Source organism: Streptomyces sp. 3MP-14 (genome assembly GCF_006334905.2).
GTDB lineage: Bacteria > Actinomycetota > Actinomycetes > Streptomycetales > Streptomycetaceae > Streptomyces > Streptomyces triticirhizae.
Genome location: NZ_VDLZ02000014.1, coordinates 101852 through 119144, shown reverse-complemented (window position 1 = coordinate 119144; position 17293 = coordinate 101852). Strand labels below are relative to the sequence as shown.

General features: G+C 74.3%; 16 protein-coding genes. 6 read left to right on the top strand and 10 right to left on the bottom strand.

Going from position 1 to position 17293, the window contains the following annotated elements:
- Positions 1 to 67 precede the first annotated feature (67 nt).
- From FH609_RS22565 to FH609_RS22555, 3 genes are all read right to left on the bottom strand, one after another.
- Positions 68 to 937 (bottom strand): MetQ/NlpA family ABC transporter substrate-binding protein, encoded by an 870-nt coding sequence (locus FH609_RS22565; protein WP_139670954.1) that lies wholly within the window; start codon positions 935 to 937, stop codon positions 68 to 70.
- Between the two features lie 91 nt (positions 938 to 1028).
- Positions 1029 to 1697 carry a methionine ABC transporter permease gene (locus tag FH609_RS22560; protein ID WP_139670951.1) on the bottom strand — a complete coding sequence of 223 codons (669 nt, stop codon included), beginning with the start codon at positions 1695 to 1697 and terminating at the stop codon, positions 1029 to 1031.
- The gene (locus tag FH609_RS22555) at positions 1694 to 2776 is read right to left on the bottom strand and encodes a methionine ABC transporter ATP-binding protein (RefSeq protein ID WP_139670949.1); all 1083 of its coding nucleotides are present in this window, start codon (positions 2774 to 2776) and stop codon (positions 1694 to 1696) included. Before FH609_RS22555 ends, FH609_RS22560 begins: the two co-directional genes overlap by 4 nt.
- 437 nt (positions 2777 to 3213) lie before the next feature.
- On the opposite strand from FH609_RS22555, the gene FH609_RS22550 reads away from it, so the two are divergent.
- Both FH609_RS22550 and FH609_RS22545 read left to right on the top strand, forming a co-directional pair.
- Positions 3214 to 3591 (top strand): hypothetical protein, encoded by a 378-nt coding sequence (locus FH609_RS22550; RefSeq protein WP_139670947.1) that lies wholly within the window; start codon positions 3214 to 3216, stop codon positions 3589 to 3591.
- Positions 3584 to 4063 carry a hypothetical protein gene (locus FH609_RS22545; RefSeq protein WP_405379077.1) on the top strand — a complete coding sequence of 160 codons (480 nt, stop codon included), beginning with the start codon at positions 3584 to 3586 and terminating at the stop codon, positions 4061 to 4063. Before FH609_RS22550 ends, FH609_RS22545 begins: the two co-directional genes overlap by 8 nt.
- Before the next feature lie 497 nt (positions 4064 to 4560).
- Here FH609_RS22545 and FH609_RS22540 read toward each other — a convergent pair whose 3' ends face one another.
- Positions 4561 to 5499 (bottom strand): RNA polymerase sigma-70 factor, encoded by a 939-nt coding sequence (locus tag FH609_RS22540; RefSeq protein WP_405379074.1) that lies wholly within the window; start codon positions 5497 to 5499, stop codon positions 4561 to 4563.
- 199 nt (positions 5500 to 5698) lie between these two features.
- Between FH609_RS22540 and FH609_RS22535 the strand changes: the two genes are divergently transcribed.
- Positions 5699 to 6469 (top strand): SDR family oxidoreductase, encoded by a 771-nt coding sequence (locus tag FH609_RS22535; RefSeq protein ID WP_139670943.1) that lies wholly within the window; start codon positions 5699 to 5701, stop codon positions 6467 to 6469.
- 50 nt (positions 6470 to 6519) lie between these two features.
- Here the strand turns inward: FH609_RS22535 and FH609_RS22530 are convergent, their stop codons facing one another.
- Both FH609_RS22530 and FH609_RS22525 read right to left on the bottom strand, forming a co-directional pair.
- Positions 6520 to 7032 carry a GNAT family N-acetyltransferase gene (locus FH609_RS22530; RefSeq protein WP_139670941.1) on the bottom strand — a complete coding sequence of 171 codons (513 nt, stop codon included), beginning with the start codon at positions 7030 to 7032 and terminating at the stop codon, positions 6520 to 6522.
- Positions 7033 to 7259: 227 nt separating this feature from the next.
- Positions 7260 to 8438 carry a glycerophosphodiester phosphodiesterase gene (locus FH609_RS22525; protein WP_139670939.1) on the bottom strand — a complete coding sequence of 393 codons (1179 nt, stop codon included), beginning with the start codon at positions 8436 to 8438 and terminating at the stop codon, positions 7260 to 7262.
- A 317-nt stretch (positions 8439 to 8755) separates the two neighbouring features.
- Here FH609_RS22525 and FH609_RS22520 point away from each other — a divergent pair, with 317 nt between their 5' ends.
- Positions 8756 to 9436, top strand: a complete 681-nt coding sequence (locus FH609_RS22520) for a lysophospholipid acyltransferase family protein (protein WP_122399051.1) — start codon at positions 8756 to 8758, stop codon at positions 9434 to 9436.
- Between the two features lie 70 nt (positions 9437 to 9506).
- Here FH609_RS22520 and FH609_RS22515 read toward each other — a convergent pair whose 3' ends face one another.
- On the bottom strand, positions 9507 to 10481 hold the full coding sequence (locus tag FH609_RS22515; protein ID WP_139670937.1) for an aldo/keto reductase: 975 nt from the start codon (positions 10479 to 10481) through the stop codon (positions 9507 to 9509).
- A gap of 202 nt (positions 10482 to 10683) precedes the next feature.
- Between FH609_RS22515 and FH609_RS22510 the strand changes: the two genes are divergently transcribed.
- Positions 10684 to 11688, top strand: coding sequence for a Gfo/Idh/MocA family protein (locus tag FH609_RS22510; protein ID WP_139670935.1), 1005 nt, complete (start codon positions 10684 to 10686; stop codon positions 11686 to 11688).
- Between the two features lie 103 nt (positions 11689 to 11791).
- On the opposite strand, the gene argH is transcribed toward FH609_RS22510, so the two are convergent.
- Both argH and FH609_RS22500 read right to left on the bottom strand, forming a co-directional pair.
- Positions 11792 to 13255: an argininosuccinate lyase gene (gene argH, locus FH609_RS22505; RefSeq protein ID WP_139670933.1), complete on the bottom strand. Its 1464-nt coding sequence runs from the start codon at positions 13253 to 13255 to the stop codon at positions 11792 to 11794.
- The gene (locus FH609_RS22500) at positions 13252 to 14448 is read right to left on the bottom strand and encodes an argininosuccinate synthase (protein ID WP_139670931.1); all 1197 of its coding nucleotides are present in this window, start codon (positions 14446 to 14448) and stop codon (positions 13252 to 13254) included. The genes argH and FH609_RS22500 overlap by 4 nt, the downstream gene beginning before the upstream one ends.
- Before the next feature lie 495 nt (positions 14449 to 14943).
- On the opposite strand from FH609_RS22500, the gene FH609_RS22495 reads away from it, so the two are divergent.
- Complete coding sequence (locus FH609_RS22495; RefSeq protein WP_139670929.1) at positions 14944 to 16089, top strand: polyprenyl synthetase family protein; 1146 nt, start codon at positions 14944 to 14946, stop codon at positions 16087 to 16089.
- A 487-nt stretch (positions 16090 to 16576) separates the two neighbouring features.
- Here FH609_RS22495 and FH609_RS22490 read toward each other — a convergent pair whose 3' ends face one another.
- A complete protein-coding gene (locus FH609_RS22490; RefSeq protein WP_226961882.1) occupies positions 16577 to 17098 on the bottom strand; it encodes a GNAT family N-acetyltransferase in 522 nt (173 codons plus the stop codon).
- Between the last annotated feature and the right edge of the window lie 195 nt (positions 17099 to 17293).

The following is a 17293-nucleotide window of genomic DNA, read 5'->3' as shown; positions in this document are numbered from 1 at the left end:
TCGGTGGGCGGTGCGCGGTGCTGCTCGTTCGGTGCGCGGTGCCGGCCCGGGTTGGGGCCGGCCCGGGTCAGGAGGTGGGGGCGCCGAACGCCGGGACCACCGAGCCCTGGTAGGTCTCCTCGATGTACTGCCGCACCTCGTCGGAGTTGAGCAGCTCGGCGAGGGTCTGGACGCGGGGGTCGTCCTCGTTGCCGGACTTCACGGCCAGGAAGTTGGCGTACGGGTTGCCCTCGGCCTCCTCCAGGACCAGCGCGTCCTCGGCCGGGACCAGCTCGGCCTCCAGCGCGAAGTTCCCGTTGATCACGGCGGCGTCGAAGTCCTCCAGGGAGCGGGGCAGCGAGGCGGCCTCCAGCTCCTGGAAGGTGATGCCGTTGTCCTCGGTGACGTCGGCCGGGGTGGCGTTGGTGCCCACGCCGTCGGCCAGCTCGATCAGGCCGTTGGCGGCGAGGAGTTGCAGCGCGCGGCCCTCGTTGGTGGCGTCGTTGGGGATGGCGATGGTGGCGCCTTCGCCCAGCTCGTCGGCGCTGGTGAGGTCGTTGGAGTAGAGGCCGAGCGGCTCCAGGTGGACGTTGATCACCGGCACGATGTCGGTGCCCTGCTGGGCGTTGAAGTCGTCCAGGTAGGGCGCGTGCTGGAAGAAGTTGGCGTCCACGTCGCCGTCGTTGACCAGGGTGTTGGGGATGACGTAGTCGGTGACCTCGCGGATGTCGAGGTCGAGCCCGGCCTCCTCGGCGAGGTTGTCCTTGACGAACTGGAGGATCTCCGCCTGGGGAACGGGGGTGGCCGCCACGCTCAACGGTTCGGTGGGGTCGGCCGCCGCGCCGTCGCCCGAGCCACCGCCGGTGTCCGGGTCGGAGTCCGTGCCGCAGGCCGCGAGGGCCAGGGCGAGAGCGGTGGTGGCGGCGAGAACGGCGCCGTGCCTGAGGTTGGTACGCACGAAGAGTGCCTTTCGCTTGCTGCGGGTTGTTACGGGTACCGGGGGTGACCCGGGGTCTTGGGGGCCGCGCCCGACCGGTGAACGGCGGGACTCAGCCGGTGCGGGTGCGGCGGGTGACGAGGCGGACCACGCCGTCGCCTATCAGCTGGACGGCGGTGACGATGACCAGCAGGACCGCGACCGTGACGAGCATGAACTCGTCCTCGAAGCGCTGGTAGCCGTAGGTGTAGGCGAGGGTGCCGAGCCCGCCGCCGCCGACCGCGCCGGCCATCGCCGAGTAGCCGATCAGCGCGATCACGGTGGTGGTCAGGCCGGCGATCAGGGACGGGAGGGCCTGCGGCAGCAGCACCTTGCCGACCACGGTCCAGGTGCCGCCGCCCATCGCGTGCGCGGCCTCGACCAGCCCGTGGTCGACCTCGCGGATCGCGGTCTCCACCAGCCGCGCGAAGAACGGGATCGCGGCGATGGCCAGCGGCACCACGGCGGCCGTCGGGCCCATCGCGGTGCCGACCACGAAGCGGGTGAACGGGATCAGCGCCACCAGCAGGATGATGAACGGCAGCGAGCGGCCGACGTTGACGATCACGCCGATCGCGCGGTTGGCCACCACGTTGCGCAGCGGGCCGCCCCGGTCGGTGAGGACCAGCAGCACGCCGAGCGGCAGGCCGCCGAGGACCGCGTAGAAGGTGGCCCAGCCGACCATGTAGAGGGTGTCGATCGTGCCCTGGGTGAGCAGCGGCTCCATCTGGGACCAGGTCATCGGGTGCTCTCCGGGGCGAGTTCGTCGGGGTCGGGGCTCTTGTCGAGGGGGGCGGGGCCCTTGTCGATGGGCTCGGCCTCGGCCGGCAGCTCCACGGTGAGGCCGCGTTCCCGCAGGTAGGCGAGCGCGGCGGCGTTGGTGTCCGGGTGGCCGGGCAGCTCGATGCGCATCCGGCCGACCTGGCGGCCGCCGACGGTCTCCATCGCCGCGCCCAGGATCGACACGTCGACCTCGTGGGTCCTGGCCAGATGGGAGATCACCGGCTGGCCGGCGCTGTCGCCGTGGAAGGTGATGTCCACGACCGTGCGGTCGCCGCCCGGGACGGCGCCGGCGACGGGGAACAGCTCGTGCGCCAGCCGCGAGCCCGGCGTCGCCAGCAGGTCGGAGACCACGCCGGCCTCGACGATCCTGCCCTTCTCCATCAGCGCGGCCGAGTCGCAGACCGCCTTGACCACGTCCATCTCGTGGGTGATCAGCAGCACGGTGAGGCCGAGTTGGCGGTTGAGGTCGCGCAGCAGCTGGAGCACCGAGCGGGTCGTCTCGGGGTCCAGGGCCGAGGTGGCCTCGTCGGAGAGCAGCACCTTGGGGTCGCCGGCCAGCGCCCTCGCGATCCCGACACGCTGCTTCTGGCCGCCGGACAGCTGCGCCGGGTAGGCCCTGGCGTGGTCGGCGAGGCCCACCAGGTCGAGCAGTTCGAGCGCCTTGCGGGCCCGCTCGCGGCGGGTGAGGCCCAGGATCTCCAGCGGCAGCTCGACGTTGCCGCGCACGGTGCGGGAGGAGAGCAGGTTGAAGTGCTGGAAGATCATGCCGATGCCGGTGCGGGCCTGGCGGAGCGAACGGCCGGCGCGGTGGCGGGGTCCCGGCAGGGCGGTCAGGTCCTGGCCGTCCACGGTCACGGTCCCGGAGTCGGGACGTTCCAGCAGGTTGACGCAGCGGATCAGGGTGGACTTGCCCGCCCCGCTGCGGCCGATGACGCCGTACATCTCGCCGGGCTCGACATGGAGGCTGACGCCGTCGAGCGCGGTGACCTCGCGGCCGCGCGAGCGGTAGACCTTGGTGAGATCCGTGGTGGTGATCACTGGCTTCCATCGCTGTCGGACGGCACACGGAGGCGCACGGCGACGCCGTGCGCCCGGTGCGGGGCAGGGTCGGGGAATGTGTGCGGGAGCGCGGGGCGGGGTGGCCGGTCGGGGCCGGCGGTCACCGGCGCGCGACGGGGCGGCGCGGCGGTGCGGTTCGCTTCGGGGCGCGAGGCGCTCGGCGGGGGCCCTCAGCGGTCACACATTCGACACGGACAGTGAGCACCGGGCAACGTCCGTGCCTCGGTCGCCGCGTGAAGGCTGCTCGTCGGTGTCATGCCGTCCAGTAAAACAGACCGGTCAGAGCGGGATCGCCACGGTCGGGTGTGCTGTGGCCAACGCCACGTGCGCCCGGCCGGCGCGGTCGGTCGCGGCGGGGGCCCGGCCGGCCGGGGGCGGGGAACGGGGGCGGGTGCGGCCGGCGTAAAGTCGTCGCCATGTTCACCCCGTTGACGGTGACGGTCGTGGTGACCGCCCTGCTGCTGGCCGTCTGGTGCGGGTACGCCTCGTTCCGGGACCAGCCGGTGAAGGACTGGCACTACGCGGGTGCGGCCCTGGTGGAGTCGCTCACCCTGGCGCAGGCGACGGTCTCGACGGTCGCCCTCGCCGGCGGGGACCGGCCGGCCGGGGACGGCAGCACGCTGGTCTTCGTCTGCTACCTGGTCGCGGTGCCGCTGTGCCTGCCGATCACCGCCGTCGTGTCGTTGACCGAACGGAACCGCTGGGGTTCGGCGACGGTCGCCGCCGGCGCTGTGGTGCTGGCGGTGCTCCAGATCCGGCTGGCCGACGTGTGGGCGGGGGCGGGCGGTGTCTGAGACGGAGCGGACCGAGCGGACGGAACGGCGGGATGGCGGGCGGCTGGATCTGAACCACGGCCCGGGTCGGCTGCTGGTGCTGCTCTACGGGGTCTTCGCGGTGGGCGCGGCCTCGCGCTCGGCGTACCAGCTCTCGACGCGGTTCGACGAGGCGCCGGTGGCGTATCTGCTGTCGGCGGTGGCGGCCGTGGTGTACGCGGTGATCACGTTCTGCCTGGCGCGGGGCGGGGAACGCGCGCGGCGCGTCGGGTTGGTGTGCTGCGCGGCCGAGTTGGTGGGGGTGCTGACGGTGGGCACGTGGTCCCTGGTGGACCCGGGCGCCTTCCCCGACGCGACGGTCTGGTCGGACTACGGCATCGGCTATGTCTTCTTCCCGCTGATTCTGCCGTTGACGGGCCTCCGTTGGTTCCGCTGGCGCGGCGCCTCGGGAGCGCCTGCGGCGCCGGTGGCGCCTCCGGCGCGGGAGGGCTGACCCGACCCGCGCTGCGCGCGGGTACGGGCCGGACCGGCGGTCAACGCACGCGGCTCGGCGCGGGGCAACCGGGCCCCGGGCGGCGAGCCCGGCCCGGCGGCCGACCACGGGCGCACGCCGCAGGCCGCGCATCGGCCGGGCGCAACGCCGCGCGGTCCTACGGGAGTTGGCCGACCGGCGCAAGGCCCGCACGCGGGGCACCGGAAGGCTCGCCTGGCAGGCCAGACAGCCGAAGGCGAGGCGGGCCGGCCGCCGCCGAGGGCCCGAACCGCTCCGCCGGCCGCCGGCCGGCGCCCAGACGCGGCGCGCGCCCGGGCCAACGGTGGGGCGCCCCCGCCGCGCCCGCGTCCGGGCCGGCGGGCGGCACAACCCCCCTCCGCCGACGGCCGGCAAGGCCGTCCCGTTGAACGGCCGGCAAGGCCGCGGGCGTCGAGCGCCCCCCTCCCGGCGCTCGACGCCCCCGCTGAGGCTCCCCGCGCCCTGCGGCGCCGGGAACCTCAGCGGGTGACTGCGGTCTCGCTGGTCAGATGGGACAGCTTCTCGGGGTTGCGGACGTGGTACACCCCGGTGATGAGGCCGTTCTCGACCCGCACCGCCACCACGCCGTCGACCTCACCGTCGAGTCGGACCAGCAGCCCGGGGCCGCCGTTGACCTGCACCAGTTCGACGGACCGTCGGGCCTCGCGGCGCCACCAGCCGGTCGCCAACACGCGGGCCACCCGGTCCGCGCCCACGATCGGGCGCGGCAGCGCCCGCCGGCGGCCGCCGCCGTCGCTGAGGGCGACGACGTCCGGCGCGAGGATGTCGAGCAGGCTCTGCAACTCGCCGGTCTCCACCGCCCGTTGGAAGGCCAGCAGCGCGGCGCGAGTCTGGGCCGGGGTGACGGTGCCGCGCGGTCGGCGCGCGGCGACGCGTCCCCGTGCCCGGTAGGCGAGTTGGCGGACCGCCGCCGGGGTCCTGCCGACGGCCTCGGCGATCTCCTCGTACCGCACGTCGAACACCTCGCGCAGCACGAACACCGCCCGTTCGACCGGCGTCAGCGTCTCCAGCACCAGCAGCATGGCCAGCGAGATGCTGTCGGCCAGTTCGACGTTCTCGGCGACGTCGGGCGTGGTCAGCAGCGGCTCGGGCAGCCAGGCGCCGATGTAGGACTCCTTGCGCCGGCCCAGCGCCCGCATCCGGTCCAACGCCAGCCGGGTGACGATCCGCACCAGGTAGGCGCGTTGCTTCCGCACGCTCGCGTGGTCGACGCCGACCCAGCGCAGCCAGGTCTCCTGGAGGACGTCCTCGGCGTCGGCGGCCGAGCCGAGCATCTCGTAGGCGACGGTGAACAGCAGGTTGCGGTGGGCGAGGAACGCCTCGGTGGCCGGGTCCAGCGGCTGGCCCCGGTCAACCCGCCCGGTCGTGCCCGTGGTTGGTCCGCTCCGCTCGTTCAATCCGGCTCCCGTCCGCTCGTCGCCCGCCGCCCCCACACACACGTGACGCAGCGGCCCGCCGTCCTGTGACATCGGCGCGGGGTGGGCTGGGTCACACGGCCGGGTGCGTTACGGACGGCGGGGCGCCGTCGTCTGGTGTGCGTCAGGACGCCGCGTGACCGGATCAGCCGGAGCGGCACGGTGAAAGGGTGGGGCAGCGATGAGCGGTGAGAGGTTCGCGGTGGCGGGGGCGACGGGGCGGCTGGGCCGTCATGTGGTGGACGTGCTCAGGGAACGGGGGCACCGGGTGGTGCCGATGTCCCGCGCGACGGGCGTGGACATCATCACCGGCGAGGGCCTGGCCGAGGCGCTCGTCGGGGTCGACGTCATCGTTGACGTCGCGTCATGGCACGACTCGGATCAGGAGGCCGCCACGGAGTTCTTCCGCACGGCCAGCCACAACCTGCACGAGGCCGGCGAGCGTGCCGGGGTGGGGCGGGTGGTCGCCGCGTCCATCATCGGCGCGGACAAGGCGACGACCGGGTTCATCGCCGCCCAGCAGGTGCACGAGGAGGCCCATCTGTCCGGACTGCTGCCGGCGCGGATTCTGCGGGCCGCGCAGTTCCACGAGCTGGTCGGCCAGCTCCTGGACTGGCAGGGCGGCGAGGTGGCCTATGTCCCGGCGGTGTCCACGCAGTTGGTGGCCTGCCGCACCGTGGCGGAGACGCTGGCCGACCTGGCCACCGACCCCTGGGCGGCCGACCGGCCGGAGCCGGGGGCGCCGATCCCCGAGGTCGCCGGGCCACGCAGGGAGATCCTGACCGAGGCCGCCCGGCTGCTGGGCGAGCGGCGGGGCATCAGGGTGGTCGGGGTGGACGGCTCCGGCGTCCCGGACGCCGAGATCGTGGCGGCCGGCGGGTTCCTGCCGGGGCCGCACGCCACGCTGGCCGGCCCCACCTTCGGCGAGTGGCTCGACGCCCAGCCGCGTTGAACGCCCAACGGTCGGGCCCGGACGCAGGACCCGGGCCCGACCGTTGCGGGCTATGCGGCGACGTGGCGCTCCGGCTCGGGCGCGGCGGCCACCGGCTTCTCCATCGTGACCAGGCTCAGCTGCCGGCTGATCTGCTCGATGGCCACCGGGGCGTAGCCGAGGCGGCGGTAGAGCCGCTGGTTGGCGGCGCTGCGGTGCCCGGTGAGGAGGCGGTAGCGGGCGGCGGACCGCTCGGCTGCCAGTCGCCGTTCGACCGCCACCAGCAGCCGTCCGCCGAGACCGTGCCGCTGCATCCTCGGGTGGACGATCAGCCGACCGATCCTGGCCGTGCCGTCGGCGTCCACCGAGCCGCGTACCGAGCCGACGACCTCGCCGCCGAGCCGCGCGACCAGCACACAGCTCTCGGCCAGTTCGGCGCGGAGTTCGCTGAGGGTCTGGGTGAGCGGCGCGATGGTGTAGTCGCCGTACAGCTCGGCCTCGGGCTGATAGCACAGGTACTGGAGTTTGAGGATCTGCTCGGCGTCCTGGTCGGTCGCCGGCTCGATCGTGACGCTCATGCCCATTGCACACGCCTCCAGGTGAGGAGTTCGGCCGGCCGCGCTGGTGAGGGTGCGCGCGGAATCCGGCGATAGCCCTGACGGCGCAGGTCAGAACCCGCGCCGTCAGCATTGTGCTAGGGAGTTGGGCGCGGGGGAATGCCCCCGGGCCAACTGGGCTGTGAGATTCGTGACTACGGAACGGATCGGGCGCCTCGCCACCCGTCAGACGTGGCGCCGAACCTGACGGAGCGTCACCCTCGGAAGTCCTCGGCGGCGAGCAGCGCCGTGTCGGGGTGGTCGGCGAAGACGCCGTCGATGCCGGCCTCGAAGTAGGCCCGGGCCGCGCCGAAGACGTCGCCGTAGGCGTTGGGGTCGTCGCCGCGCCGGAAGTCGGCCGGCAGGAACGCGTTCTCGTTCCGCAGCGTGTACGGGTGGACCAGCAGGTCGGCGCGGTGGGCGTCGCCGACCAGCGAGGTGGGGGCGGTCAACGAGCCGTCGGCGGCGCGCGGGATGACCAGGTCGAGGGTCGGGCCGATGCCCTGGGCGTAGCCGGCGATCTCGGCGAGGCCCCGGCGGGTGATCAGGTCGGCGACGGTGCGCGGGTCGCCGGACTCGACGAAGTCCCACGGCCGGTCGTCGGCCGCGCCCAGCAGCACCACGCCGGGCGTGTCGACGAGTCGGCGGAGCCGCTGGATGCTGCTGGGCTCGAAGGACTGGAGGATGACCGGCGCGTCCGCGCGGTGCAGCCGGTGCTGGCGCAGCAGCCGGGCCAGCGGCTCCTCCAGGCCGAGGCCGAGGGAACGGAAGTAGGTGGGGTGCTTGGTCTCGGTGTAGAGCCACACCGGCCGGCCCCGCTTCCGGGCGCGCTCGGCCGCCCAGTCGAGCACCTCGGCGAAGGTGGGAACGGTCCAGCGCCCGTCGTAGAGGGTGTTGTTCGGGCGCTGGGCGGGGATGCGCTCGGTGGCGCGCAGGGTCTTCAGCTCGGCGAGGGTGAAGTCCTCGGTGAACCAGCCGGTCAGCTCGGTGCCGTCGACGCTCTTGGTGGTGCGGCGGTCGGCGAACTCGGGGTGGTCGGCGACGTCGGTGGTGCCGGTGATGTCGTTCTCGTGGCGGCAGACCAGCTGGCCGTCGCGGGTCGGCACCAGGTCCTGCTCGATGATGTCGGCGCCCAGGTCGAGGCCCAACTGGTAGGCGCCGAGGGTGTGTTCGGGTCGGTAGCCGGAGGCGCCCCGGTGGGCCACCACGGTGGGCACCGGCAGCCGGCCCGGGCCGGCGCCGCCGTGCCGCCCGGCGGCGCCGGCCGCCGTCGCGGTGCCGCTGCCGGCGGCCAGCAGGCCGGCGGCGCCGGCGCCGCCGGCCATCGCCGCGCCGAGCACGGCGCGCCGGCCCGGCCGGGGCTGCTGGGTGGATGCCGCCTGTCGAGCTGCCATGGTCTCTCCCTCGCCGGTGATCTTGGGTCGCCGGTCGATGGTAGGAAGGTGGCGGGCGCGAGGCGAGGACGCGCGGGCGAACCCCGGGCGAACTTCGGGCGAGCCCGACCCTCTCCCGGGGCCCCGACGGTCCGCCCGCCACGCCCGTGACCGGCCGCGTTCCCGTGTCGCGGGTGTGACGTTCTCCGCACCATGGAGTGAACCTGGTGCGGGACGGCGCCGTTCGCGCGAGTATCGTCCCTATGCGTCGCGCCCCCGGGGCGCGACGCACCGGCGCGCCTGACCGAGCGCGCGACCATGACCGACCGGAGGGGAAGTTGTCCCGTTTCGTGCTGCTGAAGGTGCTGCTCGGACCTCTGCTGAAGCTGCTGCTGCGCCCCCGGGTGGAGGGGTTGGAGCGCATTCCGGCCACGGGTCCGGTGATCCTGGCGGGCAACCATCTGACCTTCATCGACTCGGTGATCCTCCCGCTGGTCTGCGACCGCCAGGTGTTCTTCATCGGCAAGGACGAGTACGTCAAGGGCCGTTCGCTCAAGGGCCGGCTGATGGCCTGGTTCTTCACGGCGGTCGGCATGATCCCGGTGGATCGGGACGGCGGGCGCGGCGGGGTGGCGGCGCTGATGACGGGCCGCCGGGTGCTGGAGCGGGGCGATGTCTTCGGCATCTACCCGGAGGGCACCAGGTCGCCCGACGGGCGGCTCTACCGGGGCAGGACCGGGATCGCCCGGCTGACCCTGATGACGGGCGCGCCGGTGGTGCCGTTCGCGATGATCGGCACCGACCGGGTGCAGCCGGGCGGCCGGGGGCTGCCGAGGCTGGGCGGCGGGCGGCGCATCACGGTGCGCTTCGGCCAGCCGCTGGACTTCTCCCGGTACGACGGGATGGACCGGGACCGCTATGTGCTGCGGGCCGTCACCGACGAGGTGATGACCGAGGTGATGCGTCTCTCCGGCCAGGAGTACGTGGACATGTACGCCACCAAGGCGCGCGCCGCCTGAACCGTTCGCCGAGCCTGAACCGTTCGCCGGGCCCGGAGCGTTCGCCGGGCCCGGGTCGCCGGCGGGGTTCTCAGCGCCAGGGCAGCGCGGCGCGGGTGCGCCAGTAGCTCTCGGGGCGTTCCACCAGCCGGGCCAGCGAGGTCAGCCGCGCCGGGTCGGTGGTCAGCCGGGCGGCGGCGAGGTTGTCGGTCAGTTGGGCGACGGTCGCAGCGCCGGAGAGCACCAGGCCGACCCAGGGCTGGGCCAGGACCGCCGCCAGGGCGAACGCGTCGGGGCTGGTGTCCGCCTCGGCCGCCAGCCGCAGCAGTTCGGGCGGCGCGGCCCGGCCGGCCAGCCGCCCGTTGGCCAGCGCCTCCTTGACGATGACGGTCCGCCCGGCCTCGTGCGCCTCGGCGAGCGCGGGCGCCGCTGAGGGCTCCAGCACGTTGAACGTGGCCTGCACGGTGGTGAAGAGCGGCTCCCCGGCGACCGTCACCTCCAGCGCGGCGCGGATCGCCTCGGCCTGGCTCGGACCGCTGGTCGACACCCCGACGGTCACCCCGTCCTCGACGAGCCGGGCCAGGCGGGCGTGCACGGCCGGGTCGGTCAACGCCGGGCTGTCGGGCGTGACCGAGTGGATCTGGTAGAGGTCGAGGCGGTCGCCGAGCAGCGCGGTGCTCTCCGCGTACTGCCGGTCGAGGGTGGCCGCCGAGTGGTCCTTGACCTCGTGGACGTCGGCCTCGACGCGCCAGTCCGCCGTGTAGGTGTAGCCCCACTTGCTGCCGACGACCACCTCCTTGGCGGCGTCGGCGCGGCTGGTGAGCCAGTCGGCGAGGAACTCCTCGGCCCGGCCGTAGGAGCGGGCCGCGTCGAGGTAGCGCACGCCCTGGGTGAAGGCGGCGTCGAGGAGTTGGTGGCTGCGTTCGCGCAGCGCCTCGGGGGTGCGGTCGGCGGGCAGGTCGTCGGCCCGGCCGAGGTTGAGGTAGCCGGGGCGGCCCACGGCCGCCAGCCCGAGCCCGATCCGGGCGGTCGGGGTGGCCTCGGGGTGGAATCGGGTGAACGCCATCGCGGTGCCCTTTCGCGCCTCTCGCCTGCCTGGTCGGTCCCCCGGTCGCTCCCCCGCCCGCCGGGATGCTCACCGTACCGGCAGGGCCGGGACCCCGGGTCGCGGCGGCGCCGGGGGTGGTGTCGGACCGGGGAACTACGATGATCCGCTGGTGGCCGCCCGTGGGGCGGCCCGGCACGGACGGCACGAGCAGGGAGCACGGATGGCTGACGAGGGCGGCGGGCTGGCCGGAAGACCGGTGCGGTGGGGGGTGTTGGCGACGGGCGGCATCGCGGCGAAGTTCGTCGCGGACCTGGCGGAGCTGCCGGACGCCGAGGTGGTGGCCGTCGGCTCCCGCTCGGCGGAGTCGGCGGAAGCGTTCGCCGAGCGCTACGACATCGGCCGGGCGCACGGCAGTTGGGCGGCGCTGGCCGCCGACCCCGAGGTGGACGTGGTCTATGTGGCGACCCCGCACAGCGCGCACGCCGAGCCGGTGCGGCTGTGCCTGAAGGCCGGCACCCCGGTGCTGTGCGAGAAGCCGTTCACGCTGAACGCGGCGCAGGCGGGTGAGCTGGTCGGGCTGGCCAGGGAGCGCCGCGTCTTCCTGATGGAGGGCATGTGGACGTACTGCAACCCCGTGGTGCGGCGGATGGTGGAGCTGATCGGCGACGGGGCGATCGGCGAGGTGCTCGCGGTGCACGCGGACTTCGGCATCGAGGCGCCGATGGACCCCTCGCACCGGCTGCGCGACCCGAGGCTGGGCGGCGGCGCGCTGCTGGACCTGGGCGTCTACCCGGTGTCGTTCGCGCAGTTGGTGCTGGGTGAGCCGGAGAAGGTGCGGGCCTGGGCGCGGATGTCGGGCGGGGTCGACGAGAACACCGGGCTGCTGCTGGGCTACGCCTCGGGCGCGGTGGCCGCGCTGACCTGCTCGCTGGTGGCGGACACGGCGCGGACGGCGGTGGTCACGGGTTCGCTGGGGCGGATCGAGTTCCCGCGCGGCTTCTTCCACCCGGAGCGGTTTGTGCTGCACCGGGTCGGCGCGGAACCGGAGGAGTTCTCCGCGCCGGGGCCCTCGGGGTCCTTCATGCACCAGGCGGCCGAGGTGGGGCGGGCGCTGCGCGCCGGGGAGACGGAGTCGCCGCTGGTGCCGCTGGACGGGACCCTCGCGGTGATGCGCACCCTGGACGCGGCGCGCCAGGAGATCGGGCTGCGCTACCCGGACGAGTGAACGGGCGACCGCCCGCCGGACGGCCCGGTGCGATCGGGCCGTCCGGCGGGCGGCGTTCGCCGTTCTCGGTGGGCAGGGCTCAGGCCACGGCGGGCGGCCGGGCTCAGGCCAGGCCGGGGCGGGCGGCGACCCAGGCGCGCTGCCGGTCCAGGTCGCCCTTGGCGTCGGCGAGTTGGGCGGCGACCGCCACCGGCGCCGTGCCGCCCCTGGCGGAGCGGGCGGCCAGCGCGCCCTCGACGGTCAGCACCTCGCGGACCTCGGGCGTGAGCCGGGGCGAGATCTTGGCGAACTGCTCGTCGGTCAGCTGGTCCAGCTCGATGCCCTCGGCCTCGCAGACCTTGACGCACTCGCCGGCCACCTCGTGCGCGTCGCGGAACGGGACCCCGCGCTTGACCAGCCACTCGGCGATGTCGGTGGCCAGCGAGAAGCCGGCCGGGGCCAGGGCCGCCATCCGCTCCCCGTTGACCGTGAGGGTGGCCAGCATCCCGGTGAACGCCGGGAGCAGCACCTCCAGTTGGTCGCAGGAGTCGAAGACCGGCTCCTTGTCCTCCTGGAGGTCCCGGTTGTAGGCCAGCGGCAGCGCCTTGAGCGTGGCGAGCAGGCCGGTCAGGTTGCCGATGAGGCGGCCCGACTTGCCCCGGGCCAGCTCGGCGATGTCCGGGTTCTTCTTCTGCGGCATGATCGAGCTGCCGGTGGAGAAGGCGTCGTGCAAGGTCACGAAGGAGAACTCCTTGGTGTTCCAGACGATCACCTCCTCCGCGATCCGGGAGAGGTCGACGCCGATCATCGCCGTGACGAAGGCGAACTCGGCGGCGAAGTCCCTGGCCGAGGTGCCGTCGATCGAGTTGGCCGACGAGCCGCCCTCGAAGCCCAGCTCGGCGGCGACCGCCTCCGGGTCCAGGCCCAGCGAGGAGCCGGCCAGCGCGCCGGAGCCGTAGGGCGAGACCGCCGCGCGGGCGTCCCACTGCCGCAGCCGTTCCGCGTCCCTGGACAGCGCCTGGACGTGGGCCAGGACATGGTGGGCGAAGAGCACCGGCTGGGCGTGCTGGAAGTGCGTGCGGCCCGGCATGGCGACGCCCGGGTGCGCGTCGGCCAGCGCGATCAGGGTCTCCTGGAGGTCGGCCAGCAGGCCGCCGAGAATCCGCGCGTGGTCCCGCAGATACATCCGGAAGAGCGTCGCGACCTGGTCGTTCCGCGAGCGGCCGGCGCGCAGCTTGCCGCCGAGATCCGGGCCGAGCCGCTCCAACAGGCCGCGTTCCAGGGCGGTGTGCACGTCCTCGTCGGCGACGGTGCCGGTGAACGAGCCGTCCGCCACGTCGGCGGCCAGCCGGTCCAGCCCTTCGAGCATCGCGGCCAGCTCCTGGTCGTCGAGCAGGCCGGCCCTGGCCAGCACCCGGGCGTGCGCCCGGGAGCCGGCGATGTCGTAGGGCGCGAGCCGCCAGTCGAAGTGGACGGACGCGCTCAGCCGCTCCAGCGCCTCAGCCGGTCCGTGGGCGAACCGGCCGCCCCAGAGCTTGATGTCGGCACCCGGCTCGTTGCCACCGGTGGCCTCGTGCGGCTGGCTCACGGGGCGACGTCCCGCTTGGCCGCGATCTTGCTGGACAGGGAGAAGATGTCGATGAAGCCCTTGGCCAGCGACTGGTCGAAGCTGTCGCCGGTGTCGTAGGTGGCGAGGTTGAAGTCGTAGAGCGACTGGTCGGAGCGCCGCCCGGTGACGACGGCCCGGCCGCCGTGCAGGGTCATCCGGATGTCGCCGCTGACGTGCTGGTTGGCCTCGTTGACGAAGCCGTCCAGGGCCTTCTTCAGCGGGGAGAACCACTGGCCGTCGTAGACCAGCTCGCTCCACCGCTGCTCGACCTGCCGCTTGTAGCGCGCCAGCTCCCGCTCGACGGTGACGTTCTCCAGCTCCTGGTGCGCGGTGATCAGCGCGATGCCGCCCGGGGACTCGTAGACCTCGCGGGACTTGATGCCGACCAGCCGGTCCTCGACCATGTCGATCCGGCCGACGCCCTGGCCGCCGGCCCGCTCGTTCAGCTCCTTGATCGCCTGGAGCATGGTGACGGGCCGGCCGTCGATGGCGACGGGGGCGCCCTCGCGGAAGGTGATCACGACCTCGTCGGCGTCCCTGGGGGTGGCCGGGTTCTGCGTGTACTCGTAGATGTCCTCGATCGGCGCGTTCCAGATGTCCTCCAGGAAGCCGGTCTCCACGGCCCGCCCGAAGACGTTGGCGTCGATGGAGTAAGGGGACTTCTTGGAGGTGGCGATCGGCAGGCCCTTCTCCTCGGCGAAGGCGATGGCCTTGTCCCGGGTCATCGCGTAGTCCCGGACCGGGGCGATGCAGGTGAGGTCGGGGGCCAGGGAGGCGATGCCGGCCTCGAACCTGACCTGGTCGTTGCCCTTGCCGGTGCAGCCGTGGGCGACGGTGTCGGCGCCGTGCTTGCGGGCGGCGGCGACCAGGTGCTTGACGATCACGGGCCGGGAGAGCGCGGAGACCAGCGGATAGCGGTCCATGTAGAGGGCGTTGGCCTTGATCGCCGGGAGGCAGTACTCCTCGGCGAACTCGTCCTTGGCGTCGACGACCTCGGCCTCGACCGCGCCGCAGGCCAGCGCCCGCTTGCGGATGACGTCCAGGCTCTCGCCGCCCTGGCCGACGTCCACGGCGACGGCGACGACCTCGGCCCCGGTGGCCTCGGCGATCCAGCCGATGCAGACCGAGGTGTCCAGGCCACCGGAGTAGGCGAGTACGACGCGCTGGGTCACGGTGTCTCCTTAGGGCAAGCAGTGCTGGTACCGCGCTGGGGCTTCACTGGGCAACGTGGAATAAGTATGCGAGCCTCTGCATGTTTCGTCAAACGTGCAGGTCAGGGCAGCCGGGAACGGCGTCCGGTGGGATGTGAACGGGCGGCGGGCGCCCGGGGCGGCGGGCCGGCGCGCGGGGCCGGGGCGACGCGTCGGGCGGCCGAAGTGGCCGGCGGCGACGCGGACTTGGCCGGTCCCGGCGGCGACCGCACCCGGGGGTCCGTTAACCCACACGGGTAGACCGGCCGGCCGTGGCCCGGCGGATCGCGGTTCCGGAACCGGGGCGAACGACGGGAGGGAACGCCAGGTCAGCTCGGGTGTGTCGGGTTCGCGCCGGGGCGCGCGGCGCGGGCGGGCGGGCCGGCGCGGGGGCACGCACCGTTTTGATCGCGGCGGCGGGCGGCCAAGCTGGGACACGTTCCGTTTTCCTGACCATCCGCCTGCGAGGAGCCCGCCGTGACGACCGTTCCCGACACCCAGGACGACCGCACCACCGCACGCCGGGCGCTGCGCGAGGCGCGCACGCTGCTCGATCCGGAGCTGCGGGCGTGGGTGCGCCGGCTGCCGCCGCCGGTGGCGCGGGTGGCGTCCTACCACTTCGGCTGGACGGACAGCGCCGGCAGACCCGACGCCGCCCCGGCCGGGAAGGCGCTGCGGCCGGCACTGGTCTTCGCCTGCGCCGAGGCCGTCGGCGGGCGGGCCGAGGAGGCGCTGACGCCGGCGGTGGCGGTGGAGCTGACCCACAACTTCTCGCTGCTCCACGACGACATCCTCGACGGCGACACCACCCGCAGGCACCGGGCCACCGCCTGGGCGGTCTTCGGCTCCTCGGCGGCGCTGCTGGCCGGGGACGCGCTGCTCAACCAGGCGATCCGGGCGCTCGCCGAACCGGACGCGCCGGCGCACGCGCTCACCGGCGTGCGCTGGCTGAGCGACGCGACCAACCAGCTGATCGAGGGCGAACAGGCCGACCTGCACTTCGAGGAACGTTCCCGGGTCTCGTTGGACGAGTGCCTGCTGATGGCGGAACGCAAGACGGCGGCGCTGCTGGCCTGCGCCTGCGCGCTGGGCGCGCTGTGGGGCGGCGGGGACGAACGGTCCGTCGACGCGCTGCGCCGCTTCGGCCACCACCTGGGCATGGCCTTCCAGTTGACGGACGACCTGCTGGGCATCTGGGGCGACCCCGAGGTCACCGGCAAGCCGGCCGGGGCCGACCTGGCCAGCCGGAAGAAGTCGCTGCCCGTGGTGGCCGCGCTGGACTCCGGAACGCCGGCGGCCCGGCGGCTGGCCGAGCTGTATGTGGACGAGGACGTCGAGCGCGACGACGTCGAGCGCGAGGGCGGCGGGGACGAGGCGGGCGGCGGGGACGGCGGGGACGGCGGGGACGGCGGGGACGGCGGGGACGGCGGGGTGGCCGTGGCCACCCTCGCCGAACTGGTCACCGAGGCCGGCGGCCGCGCCTGGGCGGAACGCGCGGCGGCCGACCAACTCGCGGGCGCTCGGGCCGCGTTGGCCGACCTGAACGCGTCCGACGCGGCGGACGCGGCGGCGGTGGAACGCCTCGCCGCGCTGGCGCTGATGGTGTGCCACCGCGACAGGTGATCCTTCCCGGACGGGCGGCTCGCCGCCGGGCGGCGGGGCGGCTGCCGCCGGCGGCGGGCGGGGCGGAGCGGCGAAGCCGCTGCGCGGCTCGCCGCCGGGGGGCGGGGCGGCTGCCGGCGGCGGGGGCGGGATGGTTGCCGCCGGCGGGCGGGCGCGGTGTGGGCGGCCGAGCCCCCGGCAGGGCTGGTGACCTGGCGCCCGATGCGGCGGAACGCCGCCGGGCGAGCGGACCGCCCGGCGAAGTCGCCGGCGGCGGGATGGCCCCCGGCGGGACGGCCGGCCCGCGAGGGCCACGCCGGCACGCCGGGCCGAAGCGACAACTCGTGTGCCCGTCAGGTGACTTGCCGCCGGGCGACAGGCGCCCCGCCGACCGAACACGACCAGCCCACCGGCCTGGGCGGCGAGAACGGCGCCGGCTGGCCGGAGGGGCAACGGCGGCCGGGATGGGCCCCTGCCGGCGGGCCGGCTCCGGGCCGGCCCGCCCGGGTCAGTGCGGTCGGACGAAGTGGGCCATGCGGAGGCCGGGTTCGGGGTGGGAGTCCGCGGTGCGGTCGAAGCCGAGCCGCGCGTAGAGCCGCACGGCGGGCTCGTTGTCCGCTCCGGTGCTGACCCGCACCTCGTGTCCGACGACCACCTCGGTCAGCAGGTGGTTCAGCAAACGTGAGGCGAGCCCTCGGCGGAACCAGGCCGGGTCCACGCAGACCCGGTCGATATGGGTGACGCGTCGGTCGGTTTCGGTCTCCCAGGCCACGAAGGCGGCCACCGTTCCCTCGCCGGTGACCGCGCCCAGCCAACGCAGGGGCCGGGCCGTCAACTCCCGTAGGGATTCGGTGAGGGCGGGAATGCCGTCGAAGCCGATGAGTTCGGCCTCGACCGCGTAGGCGCGCCGCCCCACCGCGTGCACCTCGGACGCGGTCGCGGCATCGCTCAGATCCAACGCGCGGATGCCCATCCCGGGCGGCATCGGCGGAACGGGCGGGGGGCGTCGGAGCGAAGCGTCCTCGGGCATCCGACGATGCTACGGGCCGGCCCCCGTTCGCCGATCCCGGCCGAAACGGGAAGGGCCCCGATTCCGGCGGACAGCCGCCGCCCCCCGGCCCCGCCGGGACTGCCCGGCCTCCCGGCCGTGTTCCGCCGCCGAGGGGCAAGCCACGTACCCGAGCGCGGAGTTGTCAGACCGGCCCGATGCACCCCCGCAAGCCAG